This is a genomic window from Merdimmobilis hominis (assembly GCF_016901855.1).
Taxonomy (GTDB): Bacteria; Bacillota; Clostridia; order Oscillospirales; family Ruminococcaceae; genus Paludihabitans.
In genome coordinates this window covers 1-16,001 of sequence record NZ_JACJKY010000026.1, presented here as the reverse complement: position 1 = coordinate 16,001, position 16,001 = coordinate 1, and the positions used below count along the sequence as shown (strand labels likewise).

Here is a 16,001-nt window from a genome sequence, read left to right as displayed (position 1 = left end):
ATCCTGTTTATCTGCCGAACAAGCCTTCCAAAAACGGATCTGCGCCCTCATCCGTTTCATCGCTTGTAAGGCTGCCCGGTGATTTTTTCAAAATATGTGCGCGTTCTTTGAGCAGATCAAGCTGACAGCGCAGCTGCTCGTTTTCATACATCGCGTATGCATAACGAAGCGGCTCACCGCGCTCTAGACGCTCAATCACTTCCCGCGGAAGCTCTGTCACCTCCGGATGTGTGCGTACAAATAAGCGCCACTCCTCTTCTCCGCCGCCGAATGTATCGGCTTTTTCGTCAGGAATCGGCGTTTTTTCTGTGCTTTCCTCCGCCAAATCGGTCAAGAGCTCCGCATCTCGTTCTTCCTCGTCCTTCTGCGCAAAAAACTGCACAGGCAGAAGGATTCTCTTCGCATTACTGTTCATTCTGCACTCCTTTCTCATCCTCATCCACTGCTGTGGATACCATCCGTTTTTGATACGATGCACACTGCGGATTTCTGCATGTAAAATGCTGAACCAGCTTGTCTGCTTTGTTCACCGCATCCACCCGCATCTCAATCCCGCATTTCGGGCAATTCATTCTGCCGCCTCCTCACCGCCAAGCGATGCTTGCTGTTTTTTGATCGACTCAATGATTTTGTCTTTGTTGCGGATGTAAGACGACGGTACACTTTCAAGATACAGTGCGGCATCCGACAAAATTCCGCGTTCAAACAACCGGTCAAGCGTCTGCACCTGCATCAGCTCGCTCCAATAAGATGACGCACCCACATCCACATTGGTGCGCAGCTCCATGCCTGCAAGCTTTGAAAAGTCGGTTTGAATGGGCTGTCCCTGTTCCGATCTCGTCATCCGCACACCATAGTCGCATGCCATGATGTCTAAAATGATGCGCACCACATCCTCCATATAGCGGTAAAACGCCATACGCTGCAGCTCAAGCGGCACAATCGCCGATTTCTGCACCGCAAGGATGGCTGATGTGTTATCCGGCTGAACATTGCCGAGGATCACATCATTTGCACCCATCGTTTCGCGCGTGTAGGAGATGACTTTGTCGATCATCTGTAAAACCTGTGCCGACATGTCCGGTGCACGAAATCCCGATGCCACCGCACGGTTCGGATCACCGCTCACCGCAATCGCCGCGCCGATATCGTTGTTCCATTTTCCGGCAACCATGTCGCGGTTGTAGATGACTTTCGGAAACGCCATTGCCTTGACGTGCTCCATACTCATCGCAAACAGCTTGTTGACGAAAATCTGGTTGGGCAAAAGACCGGTCACTGCCGCCTGTCCGTGATATGAATTTTTCACCTTATCCCACGAAAACCAAGCAAACGGATATCTGCGGTATCCGAGATTTGTCGGCTTCATGATCACCTGATCACCGACTGTTTTCATCAGATGCACGCGCGGAATCCCGTTTTCGTCGCGTTCTTTCCAAAAGCGAACCAGCATCGTCGCACGTGTATCATCCGCATCTGTTTCTTCGCCGTTCGTGTCCATATCGCTTTGAATCAGCATGGCATCTTCGCGGCACATCCCATGGCGCATCGCCTCTGCACGAATCTCCGGCAGTCGTCTGCGGACGGCTGCGATCAAATACGGCTGTTTTTCCACTTCATCGCAGTACGGATTTCCAAAATGCAAATTCGTATTGTCAATGACTTCCGCCGCAATCGCGCCGCGCACCGCCTGTCCCGTTTCACGATCCGGATCAAAGTAAAGATACAAGCATCCGTCTCCATCGACAGCCGCATTGCGAATTACATCGCGGTTTTTGTCCTTGATGGAAGCCGTTTCAATCACAGCCGTGAGCTGACGGCTCACATCCTCAAGCGAATCCTCCCCGTAAAGATCCGAAATGGAAACTGCAACATCGTCAGACACAACGGTTGCGACAAAATAGGCGACGACACGCTTTAAGATGTTGAACACCGGCTTGTCCAAATCGCGCGGCGCATTGACACCATACCATTGATCCCCGATGAAAAAGCGTTCATTGCGCTGTGCAGTGTCATATACGCCGATGCGCTGTTTATATGCACGTGCGGCTTCATACTCCGCTCTCAGCTGTTCCGGTGTAATCTTCATGCGTCCCACCCCTCCTGCGGCGATCCATCATACGCCCAAAAATTATGCATTTGCTGCTGTCTTAAAACCTCTGCCCGTTCTTCCTCTTGTTTTTGCAACAGGAACGTTTTAAGCTGCTCGTTTTCTTTCTTAAGCTGCTCAAGTTCCCGCCGATGTTTTCCGGTAATCATTGGCATTCCTCCTTTGCAGCCTTTATGATAACGGGCAGATTTCGTCATTTTCGTCCAAAATAAAAAAAGCAGTTTCGTATGAAATGCATTCATACGAAACTGCTCTAAATAAAAAAACCCGGAGACGAAGCTCCGGGCTTTGTGTTTCTTATTCGCCTTTCATTTTAGCGAAGCAATCGCTGCAATAAACCGGGCGGTCTTCTCTCGGCTTAAACGGAACTCTTGCTTCTTGGCCGCAGGATGCACATACAGCAGTGAACATCTCGCGGGAAGTTTTTGCGCCAGCATTGTTTTTGCGTGCATTGCGGCACTCTTTGCATCTCTGCGGCTCATTCTCAAAGCCTTTTTCCGCATAGAACTGCTGCTCGCCTGCGGTAAACACAAATTCTGCGCCACAATCTTTGCATACCAGGGTTTTGTCTTGATACATGATAAATAACCTCGCTTGGAATAAATTTTTCTGCCCGCCGACGATTTGACCGCCTATTGGAAACCAACGCTTGAAACAAAGCTGACAGGGCGTATAACTAAACAGCATTCGCTGTTGTGGGTAAAAAACGCTGTGAATCATTTCACAGCTCAAACAGAACCGCTTTCAGCTTTCTTCTAGCGCGTTGCAGGGCATTATCCACTGATTTTGGCGAGGAATGAAGCTTTGACGCGACACCGTCATAGCTGCAGCCGTTTAAGTATGCAAGAAGCACTTCGCGTTCATAGGAGGAAAGTTCCTCATGAATGGCGCGAACCACACGATTCATCGTCTCTTGTTTTGAAACGATCTCCTGCGGATCCAAACGACTATCGGAGCAAGGGAGCTCACCCATCTCGTCAAACGATACCGTCTGATTCAATCCCTGTGCCTTTTTTGCAGAAGAAGCGGCAATCATATTGGAAAGCCGGTTTTTAATGCAAGTGGCCGCATAGGTTGAAAACGGCACCGAACGAGTGCAATCATACGTGCGCACAGCCGACAAAAATGCCATACAGGCCTCCTGCCGCAGGTCATCGCGATCCGCACCGGGCACAAACACCCGTGCAGTTCTGCTGTTCATAAGAGCGGCATACCGTGCAATCAGCACGGCAAGCGCCTGTTCGTCGCCTTCACGACATCGTGATATGAGCGATACGTCTGACGCATCCGCATATGCAAAAACCGAAACCTGACTGCACATAGACCCTTCCACCGATTTAGCTGTTTCCTACAGTATAGCACATATTCAAAAATTGTCAATAGGATTTAATGCAGATTGCACAAAAATATTTCTCATAGCGCAGTACAGTTGACACAAAAACCGCGAAAACGAGAAAAAGCGAAAGATGGTTTCTGTTTTTGACACCATCTTTCGCTCTGTCTGTCGATATTTATTACCGAATCGAAATCTTCTGATAGAATCCGACTTTTTTAAGTGCCGCACGCAGCGGGAACACCAGAACAAATGCCAGCACAATCGCTACAATCGCATTGATCGACGAAGTGACAAGCTTTGGTACACACGCAACAACCGCAGCAGAAAAATCACTGCCGGCAATCATCAGTTTGCATACCGACTGGATTGCGTAAAGGAACACGGACATAAAACCGCCGACAAATGCGCCGGCAAGATTAAACCATTTGTTTTCGCCCTTTTGACCGTTCATATATGCAATTTTTCCGCAGATATATGCGACCAGGAAGAACCGGATGAGCGTCAGCGGCGCATCGGAAATAAAGCGCGGATCAAGCAGATCATAGATCATCGAGCCGATTCCGGCTGCCAAACCGCCGCGCAGTCCGCCGAACAAAAGTCCTGCCAGCAAAATGAAAATATTTGCCGATTTGATCATCGTCTGTCCCGCCGGTGTCGGAATCGGAATCTGCACAAAATACGTCAAAACGAAAATGATTGCCGCCATGACGCCGACGACCACCATGTCATACAGTGAAAATAACTGTTTCCCCTCTGTTTCCTGTTTCATCAAAAAAGCCTTCTTTCTTTCGCAGTACACCTGCAAATTCAAAAGCTCTCATATCCGTTGAATTCATGGGCTTTCACAAGCCAGCCGAGATTTTTCTCAAGCAAAATCCCCTGTTTCGGATCGGTGCCATAGCTGTAGGTTGCCTTGATCGTCATTTCAAGGAAACGGGTTGCCCGCTCCATTGCAATGGCCAAGCTGTCACCGTTTAACAGCGAACCGACAACGATACTTGCGAAAACATCGCCCGTACCCGGATAGCTTTGCGGCACATAATGGCAAACGACACGCCAAAATGTGTTCGTATCACGGTCATAACCGATGTTGCTGACTGTCATATCCGCAAGCTCCACACCGGTGACAATCACCTGCTTGGGTCCAAGTTCGGAAAGCTTCACAAGATAACTTTTCGCACGTGAAAACGTCAGCGGCATCGGATCGAACGACTCTTGAAGCAGCAAAAACATCTCTGTTTTGTTCGGTGTAATCACATCCGCACGATGAACGAGATCGAGCAGCCGTTTGCACATCTGATCGGTATATGTCCGATACGTACGGCCGTTGTCGCCCATAACCGGGTCCACAACCGTCAGCGCATTAGGATATGCCTCAATAAAGTCGACACAATGATCGATCTGTTCGCTCGATGCCAAAAACCCCGTATAAATGCAGTCAAACGAAAGGGCAATCCGTTTATAATGTGCAAGCGCCTGCGGAATATAGGAGGTCAAATCCTCCATCACCACATCGCCGAATCCGCCTGTGTGGGTAGAAAGCACCGCAGTAGGCACTGCGACCGACTGTACCCCCATCACAGAAAGTACCGGTGAAATCACCGAAAGTGAGCATCTTCCAAAACCAGACAAGTCATGGATTGCCGCAACACTTTTAACAGCCAAAGCCATGAACGTTTCCTCCTCAAACGAAAGAGAGCTGTTGTACGGCTCTCAGTATACAAATAAAACACCCCGGCTGCAAACCGGTCAAAAAGAAAAAATCATTTTTTCTTTTACTCTATTTTTTAAAAAACAAGTATATTTATTGTATCATATCTGCGCATCTTTCACATCATAAAATCGTATAAAAGAAAGACAAAACCCGGTGTTTTGTCATATAAAATAAAACAAAAAAGAAAATGAAGATTTTTCTTGTGCGAAATACAGAACTATTTTTCCGATTTGGGGACATACTAAATCTGAATTTAAAGAAAGGAATGATTCAAATATGCGCAAACAGCATCCTGTTGCAATGGCAATGGTAACCGGCGCTGCGGCCGCTGCCGTAGTAGGTACCGCTTCTTATATGATGACAAGCAGCAAGAAAAAAACCACCACAATGATGAAAAAAAATGCCGGCAAAGCGCTTCGCGCCGTCGGTACGATGATGGAAAACGCCTCATATATGATGCGGTAAGAAACAACACGCGGCTTTGTACAGACAAGGCCGCGTGTTGTTTTTTTACTTTTATTTTTTCGGTTTCATCCCCCAAAACACAGCGTTCATCAAAATCACAATCAACAAAACAGCTGCAAGTGAAACCCAAAAACCAATATTCAGCCCAAACAATTCGCTGCGATGAAACAGCTTCATAAAAATCTCTGTCATCATTGTTCTTCCTCCTTACAACAACTCGCCATAGTGACGAACATACGCTTTTTTCATGCTGGTCGCCAACATCATATAAAGCAGAATACACGGAATGAGATATACAAAGTAAGAAAGCGGCAGTGCCGTAAATCCAAGCAACGTGCCGAGTGTCGTAAACGGAATGACTGTCAGCACAGCAATGCCCGTAAAGGTAAGCAAGCATACCGGTGCAGAAGCACGGCTTTCGATAAACGGAATCTTCGGTGTGCGAATCATGTGGATGACAAGCGTCTGGCTCCACATCGACTCCACAAACCATCCTGCCTGAAACATTGCCGCGTATAGATTCTGCATCTGCGCAAGCTGTGCGCCCGAAAAATGATTCGGCAGATCGTTATACAGCACACCGTTTGACACAAACAGCGGGCAGAACACAAAATACATAAAAATATACGTTGTAAAATCAAAGATGGAGCTGGTCGGTCCAATCCAGATCATAAAGCTGCCCACCGACGACGCATCCCATCTGCGCGGAACTGCGAGATACTCCTCATCCACATGATCCCATGGAATGGCTGTGCAGCTTAAATCATAAATCAGATTGAGCACGATCAGATGAATGCTCATCATCGGCAAAAACGGCAGCAGCGCAGAAGCCGCCAGCACGGAAAACATATTGCCGAAATTTGACGATGCCGTCATCTTGATATACTTAATCATGTTGGCATACGTTTTGCGTCCCTCGATGATCCCTTCTTCGAGCACCATAAGGTCTTTTTCGAGCAGAATGATATCTGCCGATTCCTTTGCAACATCGACCGCAGTATCGACGGAAATCCCGATATCCGCCGCCTTCATTGCCGCCGCATCATTGATGCCGTCGCCCATAAATCCGACGGTATGACCGTTTGTCCGGAGTGCAGACACCACACGTGCCTTTTGATCCGGTGTAAGCTTTGCAAATACATCGGTATGCTCAGCTTTCTGTGCAAGCTCCACATCACTCATCTGCTCCACTTCACTTCCGAGCAGCATGTTCCGCACTTTGAGCCCCACCTGTTTGCAGATGGTACGTGTGACCTTCTCGTTATCACCGGTGAGAATTTTTGTTGTCACACCGTGTGCTTTGAGCGCAGCAATGGCCTCAGCAGTCGATTCCTTCGGCGGATCGAGGAACGCAAGATATCCCATCAGCACCATCTCACATTCATCAGCCGCACTGAATGACTCTGCGGGCGACGGATTGCTTTTCTGCGCGATGCCAAGCACACGGAATCCTTTTTCATTCAGCTGTTCTGCCGTTGTGAGAATCCGTTCACGCACTGCGTCTGTAAGCGGCTGAATCAAGCCGTCACACTCGGCAAACGTGCAAATCGAAAGCATTTCTTCCACAGCGCCTTTTGTGACCATCTGTGTTTTGCCGTCTTTATCCTGCACCACAGTCGTCAGCCGGCGGCGCGCGAAGTCAAACGGAATCTCATCGATCTTTGTATAGTGTTCAGAAAGATCGGTGAGCATGGGATTTTGCGCTTCTTCCTCCTCCGTCTTGCGGATGATTGCCACATCCATCAAGTTTTTGTATCCTGTCTGAAAATAGCTATTCAAATACGCGTGACGCAGCACACGCATATCATCTTTGCCGTTTAAATCAAGATGATATTCGAGCACGACCTGATCCTGTGTGAGCGTTCCGGTTTTATCGGTGCACAGCACATCCATCGCACCGAAATTCTGAATGGAATTTAAATTCTTGACGATTGTCTGCTTTTTGCTCATGGAAACCGCGCCTTTTGCAAGACAGGTCGTCACAATCATCGGCAGCATTTCGGGAGTCAGTCCCACCGCAATCGAAATACCGAATAAAAACGCCGACAGCCAGTCGCCTTTCGTCATGCCGTTTACGAAAAAGACGAGCGGCACCATCACGAGCATAAACCGAATCAGCACCCATGAAACAGCATTCACGCCTTTCGTAAAGCTTGTTTTCACGGCTTCCCCTGCAACAGCTGCCGTCATGGAACCAAACAGTGTGCGGTCACCCACCGCAACGACAACCGCCATTGCACTGCCGGAAATCACGTTGCTTCCCATAAACGCAATGTTCCGATAATCTGTCACACTGTCCGCTATCTCACAGACATCCGGCGTTTTTTCGATCGGTTCGCTCTCACCGGTCAGACTTGCCTGACTGACAAACAAATCGTTTGCATCCAGAATGCGAACATCCGCTGGGATCATATCACCCGCCGACAAATGAACAATATCACCCACAACCACCTCATCGAGCGGAATTTCCTCTTTTCCCTGCTCCATACGTGTGACGGTGCAAGTCGTTGTAATCATCGCAAGCAGTTTTTGCGCCGCATTGCCGCTTCGCGACTCCTGCACAAAGCGCAGGGTACCGGAAATCAGTACCATTGTGAGAATAATCACAACGGTCAGGAAATCAAATGATTCGGGATCACTGCCAAACAGCGAAAAATACGGAAAAATCATATCCGTCACAGTCGAAACGAGTGCCAGACAAAATAAAATGGCAGTAAACGGATTGACGAATGCGCCAAACAGTTTTGCCGCAAGTGATTTCTGTTTTTCGCGGGTCACTTTGTTCTCGCCATAGGTCTCGCGATTTTGTTCAACCGTTTCCGGACGCAGTCCGCGAAGTGTCGCCTCCAATCGGCCGAGTACCTCTTTGACCGAATGGGTTGCCGCAAATCGAATCGTTTGTTCGTGCGCATTGCGTACAAGGGATTTTTCTGTTACTGCGCGTGTACGCAGTCCTTTGTTCTGATTCATTCAAAAGCGCCTCCCTGTCACAGAACAGAACAGGAAGAAAAAGACGGATCTTCCGGTTCTGTCTGTTTTGTTGTCGTTTCATTGATCGGGGAACATCCCGCCCGGAGCCTGTCTCCATCTTTCTCACCATCCTTTTGAATTCTTTCGTCTGTTTAAAACACTGTGGACTATTTCACCTGATACCGCCGGCTTTTTCCGATATACAGCACATCCAGTCCCGCTGTTACCATCCAGCCGATCATCGCCCATACAAACGCATAATTTAAAAACCACGCAAACACACCGGCAGTCAAAAATAGAATACCTGACAGCGCAATCAGAAAGCCGATATTCCGGCAAAGCGGCCGAATTTTAATGTTCTGCCGTTCGTTTTCGGGCATATTCTTCCACAATGACAGACGTCCGTGTATTTTTCCGCAGAAAAACAAAATCCCCGCTGTCAAAAACAGCAATCCGAATACGATACATGTGCCATTCATCGAAACACCCTTCTTCCCTGTTTTCTTATGGACGGCAGCAATTCTGTCCACATCTACAGTATAAAAAAATCGCAAGGAAAATCCCATGAAGATTTCCTTGCGATTTTCTTGCGATTTTGCAAGAACTATTTATTGATTCCGATCGTTCATCTTATAACCGATTCCCCAAATCGTCAAAATATATTCGGGCGCATCGGGATTCGGCTCAATTTTCTTGCGCAGTTTACGGATAAACGCCATGATATTGCTGTCGTCAAACAGATACTCGCCGACCCACACCGCTTGATAAATCTGTTCTTTTGTGAATACCTCACCGCGGTTTCTGGCGAGAAAGTATAAAATATCGAACTCCTTCGGTGTTAAAAAAATCTCTTCCCCATCGCGAACGACACGCCGTGTCTTTGCATCAATGGAAAGCCCGCCGCACTGGATCACGTCAAAAAACACATCGCTTTGTCCCGATTCAGACAGCTCGATCATCAACGACGTGCTTTCATTATGTATCAGGGCACAAATTGCGTCTGAAAACTCCTGTTTTCCCGAAACGGAAGCAGGTGCCGTCTTTATTTTTTCAACAAGCCACTGTGCAAGTGAGGGCTCCAAACTTACAAATCCAATTTTCTTTTTCATTCGGCACCCTCCTGTCAAAGCAGATTGCGATATTTTTTGACATAAATCGCCTTTGCCGCAGTGACGCACAGCAAATACAGCAAAACGATCCCCACAAGAAACACAAAATAGACACCCGGCATTGCACAAAGTCCCATCAGCCTGCCAATCGGCGTGACCGTAAGCACCGTAAACGCCAAAATCCCCAATACGGTGACAATCACCACAGGCAAAGATGGCCGGCTTTGTAAAAACGGAAGCTTTTGCGTCCGAAGCAAATGGAGAATCGAAATCTGTGTCCACATCGATTCCAAAAACCATCCTGTCTGAAACAATGCGATAAACAAAGCTTGGCTTTCCGGCGGCAAAGAGAAAAACGGACCGCCGCACACAGCCGGACACAGAACGAAAAACAAAAACGCAAATGTCAGCAAATCGAACACCGAGCTAATCGGACCAAACCGCAGCATAAACCGACCAAGCGTGCGCCCGGACCAATCAAGTGGCTTTTTGTAAAATTCCCGATCCACATGATCCCACGGAAGAATCAAGCACAAACTGTCATACAGCAAATTTAAAAGCAGCAGCTGTACAGACGTCATCGGGAAAAACGGAAGCAAAATACTCGCGATCACCACTGCGCAGATATTTCCGAAATTAGACGATGCGGTGATCTTTACGTATTTGAGCATGTTGACAAAGGCTTTTCTGCCCTCCAGAATGCCTTCTTCCAATACGTTTAGATCCTTTTTCAGCAGAATCACATCAGCACTTTCATTGAGTGCTTCGGTTGCCGTATCGACTGAAATTCCCACATCCGCCTGCACAACTGCCGGCAAATCGTTCATACCGTCCCCCAAAAAGCCGACAGTGTGCCCATTTTCCTGTAAAACCTGGACAATCTGTGCCTTTTGTTTCGGTGAAAGCGCCGCAAATACCGTCGCTTTTTCGACGCATACAGGCATTTCGTTTTCTGATAATGCTTCAAGCTGTGCACCCGTAAGTACAAACGACGTATCAATTCCAAGCCGTCTGCAAATCGAGCATGCCACTTCCTTCTGATCGCCGGTCAGCACTTTAATATCCACATGCAAATCCGAAAGTGATTGCATCGCACTGACAGCGCTCTGTTTCGGTGCATCAAAAAAGGCAAGATAGCCAAGCAAAATCAAATCGCGTTCATCCGCCGGCGTGACAGTATCCGTTTCTATCGGCTTATATGCCACCGCCAGCACCTTCATGCCATCCTCGAGCATCTCGTCCACAACTGCGCGAACGTGACGGGAAGCGTCTGTGCCAATCGGATAGCATATTTCCTGATGTTCCACGGCTCCACACCGTTCGAGCACCGCATCAACACTGCCCTTCATGATAAGCAAATGCGTCGTTTGATCGGAAAGCAGCACGCTGACCGCTTTGCGGCTGTAATCAAACGGCAATTCATCAAGCTTTTCGTGCCGACCGATGAGCGATGTGAAATACGCTTCTTTTCCGGGCATTGTTTTATAGTGCATCACCGCTTCATCCAAATGATTGTATACACCCGTGTGATAGCAGCTGTTGAGCATCGCATAATCGAGCACCTTTTGACTTTCGTTACCCAGTATGTCCATATAATATTCGAGCTGTACATGATCGGACGTCAGTGTTCCGGTTTTATCGACACACAACACATCCATACTGCCAAAGCCCTGCATCGCATTGATATTTTTGACGATGGTCTGTTTTTTCGCCATATTCGCACTGCCTTTTGCCAAGCAGGCGTTAATCACCATTGGCAAAAGCTCCGGCGTCAGTCCAACCGCCACAGACAGCGCAAATAAAAACGATTCAACCCAGTCTCCTTTCGTCAAGCCGCACGCAAGAAAGACCGTCGGCACAAGAATCGCCATAAACCGGATCAGTACGAGTGCAATCGAATTAGCACCCCGGTCAAAGCCGTTTTTCCGCTTTAAGATCATGCTTGATGTCGTACCGTAAACGGTATCTTCGCCGACCGCCAGAACAATACCCTCTGCGCTTCCGGCAGTGACTGTCGTTCCCAAAAACACCGTATTTTCAAAACCTGCCGGTTCAGCAGGCACAGCAGACAGGGGTGCCGCATTCTTTTCAAATACACCGCTTTCCCCCGTAATCACCGACTGTGATACAAACAAATCATTGACGGATGTCAGCCGGATATCTGCCGGAACACGATCACCCGCACGCAGCAATACACGATCGCCCACCACGAGATCTTCGGAATCAACAGCTTGCACCGTACCGTTTCTGCGTACCAATACCTGATCGTGCACCAATTTTGTGAGCCGGTCTGCGATTTTTTTCGAACGAATCTCCTGCACAAACCGAATCCCGCCGCTGACAATCAGCATCACAGAGATAATCAGTACCGTCGTAAAATTCCGCCGCACATGGGACACCAAGAACACATCGGTAATGAGTGAAATGACCGCCAAAACAAACAGTGTGATCGAAAACGGGTGAATAAACGCACGGCGCAGCCGAAACCAAACCGTATCGTGATGATTCCCCGCCATCTGATTTTCACCGTACTGCACCCGGTTCGCTTCAATCTGCTTATCACAAAGCCCTTTTGCCGGACTTGACAGTATTTGTGCAATCGCCGCAGATTCCATGACAGAAAACTGCCGGATGCGTTCATGAATGGAATGAACTGATTTCATCTGTTTTCCTCCGCCAACTGCATATCAAAACAAACATTTTCGCAGAAAAAATACTTCTCCTGCCAAAAAAGCGGGAAGTCCATACTCCCCGCTTTTTTACTCTTATTATAAATGGGATTTTCAAAAAACGCAAGCCACGTAAAAATACAAAAAAACGGTACAGCAAAACTGCCGTACCGTTTTTTTAAAGTCAATGATTACAGCGGATGAACTGCACTTTCTTTGTCAGCGTGTTCTGCATCTATGTTATACTTTTTTGCGCGCCGTTTCTCAAAGAATTTCACAGCAACCTGGCCGAACTGTGCATAGCTCAGTACGTCCTCTTCCTGCTCGATCCACTCTGCACACTCTTTGCGCAGGGTATCAAGCTCCGGTTTTAACAGATCTGCCGGACGGCAGTCGATCGGCTGTTCATCGCCGAGAATCTTCTTACGGAATTCCGGATCAATCGGAACCGGTGTTTTGCCGTATTCGCCGCGAACGATGCCTTTGAATTCTTTGGTAACCGTTTTATAACGCTCGCCCATGATAACGTTGAACACAGCCTGTGTGCCGACAATCTGGGAGCTCGGCGTAACCAGCGGCGGGTAACCAGCGTCTTTACGTACACGCGGAACCTCGTTGAGCACTTCCTGGAGTTTGTCCTCTTTGCCAGCCTGTTTGAGCTGCGACAAGAGGTTCGAAAGCATACCGCCCGGAACCTGATAAATCAGTGCGCCGGTATCGGTTGCAAGCATCTTCGGATCGAGCAGACCCGATTTGATATATTTGTCGCGCAGTGTCATGAAATAGTCGCGGATCTCATTGAGTTTGACAAGATCCAAACCGGTATCATACTCTGTGCCCTGCAAAGCAGCAACGATGGACTCGGTCGGTGCGTGCGAAGTACCCAGTGCAAGCGGAGACATTGCAGTATCCACAATATCAGCGCCTGCTTCAATGCCTTTGAGCAAGCACATCGAAGCCAAACCGGAAGTATAGTGGGTGTGAATCTGAAGCGGCAGATCAACTTCCGATTTGATTGCACGAACGAGCTGTTCGGTTTTATACGGAGTGAGCAATGCAGCCATATCTTTCAAGCAGATCGAGTCTGCGCCTGCATCACGGATCTGTTTTGCATAGTTTACATAATACTCATCGGTGAATACTTCGCCGGTGGTGTAGGAAATTGCAATCTGTGCATGAGCGCCTTCTTTTTTCGCTGCTTTGATTGCAGTTTCCAGGTTGCGGATATCATTGAGCGCGTCGAAAATACGGATGATATCCATGCCGTTTGCGACGGTTTTCTGTACAAAATATTCGAGCACATCGTCTGCATAGTGACGATAGCCGAGCATATTCTGACCGCGGAACAGCATCTGAAGTTTTGTGTTCGGCATTGCTTTACGGATGGTGCGCAGACGCTCCCACGGATCTTCATCCAAAAAGCGCAGGCATGCGTCAAATGTAGCGCCGCCCCAAACTTCAGCGGAATAATAGCCGACCTTGTCCATTTCGGAAAGGATCGGAATCATATCGGAAATCGGCATACGTGTTGCGATCAGCGACTGATGCGCGTCACGCAGAACGGTTTCCGTAATTTTAACCTTTGCCATTTGTTTTCTCCTCCATCATAAATTCAGTCAAGATGCGGTAGTCACCGCAGTCATATTTTTATGCAATGGTTGCCAAAACGTCGCCGGAGTTGACAGAATCGCCTTTTTTGACGAGGATCGAAGTCACTTTGCCGTCTACCGGTGCAACGATATCGTTCTCCATTTTCATTGCTTCGAGAATCACAATCGGCTGACCTGCTTTGACAGTATCACCAACAGCAGCTTTGACGTCCAGGATGGTGCCCGGCATCGGAGCTTCCATTTTGGTGCCTTCGCCTGCAACCGGAGCCGGTGCAGCAGCCGGAGCCGGAGCGGCAGCCGGAGCCGGAGCGGCAGCCGGTGCCGGTGCAGCTGCGACAGCTGCTGCCGGAGCAGCAACAGGAGCCGGAGCAGCGCCTGCGCCCAATTCTTCCACGGATACGTCGTATGCTGTGCCGTTTACTACAACATTAAATCTTTTCATCTTGATGTTCCTCCTGCAAATTTAATCGGATCAAAAAATAGATCAAAAAATCTGTTTCAATTAAAATGTCATATGTTTTTTCGGCAGTGTCGATTCGCGTTTGCCTGCCAACATATCCAGAAGATTGATGAGTGCTTTGCGGGTCTCTTCCGGTGCAATCACAGCTTCCACATGACCGTCTGCCGCAGCAGTGAACGGGGAAGCAACTGTGTTTTCAAATTCTTCGCGCAGTGCTTCACGGGTTGCTTTTACATCTTCCGTACCTTTAAAGCGGTCTGCCCACAAAAATTCAACAGCGGTTTTCGGATCAAGTGCGCTGATGACAGCCTGCGGCCAAGCAATCGTCACGTCAGCGTTTGCATTTTTCGAACCGAGTGCCAAATATGCCGGACCGAATGCTTTACCGGAGAGAACGCTGATTTTTGGTGTGGTTGCCTCTGCATAAGCGCCAGCCAGACGAACTGCATCTTTCACGACAGAAACGTTTGCATCTTTGACGAAGCCTTCGCTGTTTACAAAGGTGACAACCGGAATATTGAATGCATCGCACATTTTTACAAAACGTGCTGTTTTATCACAGCCGTTTGCATCAATCGGATTATTTTTGCTGGTTGTCACAAAGCCGGTTGTTGCACCTGCAACAGTACCGAGGAAAGTGTACATGCTGTTTGCATAGCCTGCATAAAGCTCAACGAGCGAATCAGCATCCGCAACAGCAGCAACAACTTTTTTCGGGCAGCCTTCTGCATCCAGCACTTCGCTGCTCTCTGCAAAGTCGAACAGCGGCAGGCTTGCGAGGTTGTTCTGCGGCAGCATGGTGAGCACTTTTCTTGCACAAGCCAGTGCTTCATCTTCGTCAGCTTTCACAATCGAAGCCACACCGGCGCTCTGTGCTGCTTTTGCACTGCCTGCGTCCTCAGCGGAATCGCCGTTTGCAGCCGAAATAAACGGTGCAGTCAGGAAGAGTTCTGCATTCTCGCTCATGATGAGCACGTCAGCAGCGCCTGCGAGCAGTGCGCTTGCACCTGCACAAGTGCCCAAAACGACAGCAATCTGCGGGACAACGCCGGAAATTCTGCCTGCGCAGGCAAGCATCTCGGAATATGCAGCGAGCATATCGTTGCCTTCAGAAATTTTTGCACCTTTTGAGTCATACACACAAACAACCGGGCAGCCGGTTTTTGCAGCAAGCTCATATACTTTGATGATTTTCTTTGCGTGTGCAGCGTTGACTGCACCGCTGTCAGCGGAAACATCCTGCGAAAACGCGTAGACAACAGCGCCTTCCACCAAACCATACCCAGCCACGACGCCGGCTTCGTTTTCGCCTGCTTTCACAAACGCATCCAGCTCAACAAAGCTGTCCGCATCAAACAGACGGAGCAGTCTGTTTCTCGCAGTATTGTCTGCTTTCAGCGATGCATTAAGCGCTGTGAGTGTTTCGATCTTGTTTGTCGAACCCATTTTTGTTCCTCCGTTTCTTTATCTAAAGCAAAACAGTCCAAAAAGGCATTACCGTTATGGACTATTTTGTGTTCATGCGTTGCTGTTTTCCGAAAAGGAAAGACGGCATACG

17 protein-coding genes are annotated in these 16,001 nt (G+C 48.4%); 1 reads left to right on the top strand and 16 read right to left on the bottom strand.

The annotated features are described in order from the left end of the window. Window positions 1–7: 7 nt before the first annotated feature. From H6A12_RS11555 to H6A12_RS11520, 8 genes are all read right to left on the bottom strand, one after another. Window positions 8–415, bottom strand: a complete 408-nt coding sequence (locus tag H6A12_RS11555) for a hypothetical protein (protein ID WP_204448044.1) — start codon at window positions 413–415, stop codon at window positions 8–10. Continuing rightward, a complete protein-coding gene (locus tag H6A12_RS11550; RefSeq protein ID WP_204448041.1) occupies window positions 405–572 on the bottom strand; it encodes a hypothetical protein in 168 nt (55 codons plus the stop codon). Before H6A12_RS11550 ends, H6A12_RS11555 begins: the two co-directional genes overlap by 11 nt. Continuing rightward, window positions 569–2,089 carry a hypothetical protein gene (locus H6A12_RS11545; protein ID WP_204448039.1) on the bottom strand — a complete coding sequence of 507 codons (1,521 nt, stop codon included), beginning with the start codon at window positions 2,087–2,089 and terminating at the stop codon, window positions 569–571. The genes H6A12_RS11550 and H6A12_RS11545 overlap by 4 nt, the downstream gene beginning before the upstream one ends. After that, window positions 2,086–2,259: a hypothetical protein gene (locus tag H6A12_RS11540; RefSeq protein ID WP_204448036.1), complete on the bottom strand. Its 174-nt coding sequence runs from the start codon at window positions 2,257–2,259 to the stop codon at window positions 2,086–2,088. The genes H6A12_RS11545 and H6A12_RS11540 overlap by 4 nt, the downstream gene beginning before the upstream one ends. A gap of 148 nt (window positions 2,260–2,407) precedes the next feature. Then, complete coding sequence (locus tag H6A12_RS11535; protein ID WP_204448034.1) at window positions 2,408–2,689, bottom strand: zinc-ribbon domain containing protein; 282 nt, start codon at window positions 2,687–2,689, stop codon at window positions 2,408–2,410. Between the two features lie 142 nt (window positions 2,690–2,831). Beyond that, on the bottom strand, window positions 2,832–3,431 hold the full coding sequence (locus tag H6A12_RS11530; RefSeq protein WP_204448032.1) for a sigma-70 family RNA polymerase sigma factor: 600 nt from the start codon (window positions 3,429–3,431) through the stop codon (window positions 2,832–2,834). Between the two features lie 193 nt (window positions 3,432–3,624). After that, window positions 3,625–4,215: an ECF transporter S component gene (locus H6A12_RS11525; RefSeq protein WP_204448029.1), complete on the bottom strand. Its 591-nt coding sequence runs from the start codon at window positions 4,213–4,215 to the stop codon at window positions 3,625–3,627. Between the two features lie 38 nt (window positions 4,216–4,253). Beyond that, the gene (locus H6A12_RS11520) at window positions 4,254–5,117 is read right to left on the bottom strand and encodes a pyridoxamine kinase (RefSeq protein ID WP_204448026.1); all 864 of its coding nucleotides are present in this window, start codon (window positions 5,115–5,117) and stop codon (window positions 4,254–4,256) included. A gap of 319 nt (window positions 5,118–5,436) precedes the next feature. Between H6A12_RS11520 and H6A12_RS11515 the strand changes: the two genes are divergently transcribed. Then, complete coding sequence (locus H6A12_RS11515; RefSeq protein WP_204448024.1) at window positions 5,437–5,625, top strand: hypothetical protein; 189 nt, start codon at window positions 5,437–5,439, stop codon at window positions 5,623–5,625. 51 nt (window positions 5,626–5,676) lie between these two features. Here H6A12_RS11515 and H6A12_RS11510 read toward each other — a convergent pair whose 3' ends face one another. The 8 genes from H6A12_RS11510 to H6A12_RS11475 form a co-directional block, all read right to left on the bottom strand. Beyond that, the gene (locus H6A12_RS11510; RefSeq protein WP_204448022.1) at window positions 5,677–5,820 is read right to left on the bottom strand and encodes a hypothetical protein; all 144 of its coding nucleotides are present in this window, start codon (window positions 5,818–5,820) and stop codon (window positions 5,677–5,679) included. Between the two features lie 12 nt (window positions 5,821–5,832). Next, the gene (mgtA, locus tag H6A12_RS11505) at window positions 5,833–8,595 is read right to left on the bottom strand and encodes a magnesium-translocating P-type ATPase (protein WP_204448020.1); all 2,763 of its coding nucleotides are present in this window, start codon (window positions 8,593–8,595) and stop codon (window positions 5,833–5,835) included. Between the two features lie 167 nt (window positions 8,596–8,762). Continuing rightward, window positions 8,763–9,074, bottom strand: a complete 312-nt coding sequence (locus H6A12_RS11500; RefSeq protein WP_204448018.1) for a DUF3784 domain-containing protein — start codon at window positions 9,072–9,074, stop codon at window positions 8,763–8,765. 129 nt (window positions 9,075–9,203) lie between these two features. Then, a complete protein-coding gene (locus H6A12_RS11495) occupies window positions 9,204–9,704 on the bottom strand; it encodes a winged helix-turn-helix domain-containing protein (RefSeq protein ID WP_204448016.1) in 501 nt (166 codons plus the stop codon). 14 nt (window positions 9,705–9,718) lie between these two features. Further along, window positions 9,719–12,367 (bottom strand): magnesium-translocating P-type ATPase, encoded by a 2,649-nt coding sequence (gene mgtA, locus H6A12_RS11490; RefSeq protein WP_204448014.1) that lies wholly within the window; start codon window positions 12,365–12,367, stop codon window positions 9,719–9,721. A 197-nt stretch (window positions 12,368–12,564) separates the two neighbouring features. Then, window positions 12,565–13,962, bottom strand: coding sequence for an oxaloacetate decarboxylase subunit alpha (locus tag H6A12_RS11485; protein ID WP_204448012.1), 1,398 nt, complete (start codon window positions 13,960–13,962; stop codon window positions 12,565–12,567). A 58-nt stretch (window positions 13,963–14,020) separates the two neighbouring features. Continuing rightward, on the bottom strand, window positions 14,021–14,425 hold the full coding sequence (locus H6A12_RS11480) for a biotin/lipoyl-containing protein (RefSeq protein WP_204448010.1): 405 nt from the start codon (window positions 14,423–14,425) through the stop codon (window positions 14,021–14,023). Between the two features lie 60 nt (window positions 14,426–14,485). After that, window positions 14,486–15,889, bottom strand: coding sequence for a carboxyl transferase domain-containing protein (locus tag H6A12_RS11475; RefSeq protein ID WP_204448008.1), 1,404 nt, complete (start codon window positions 15,887–15,889; stop codon window positions 14,486–14,488). Window positions 15,890–16,001 lie beyond the last annotated feature (112 nt).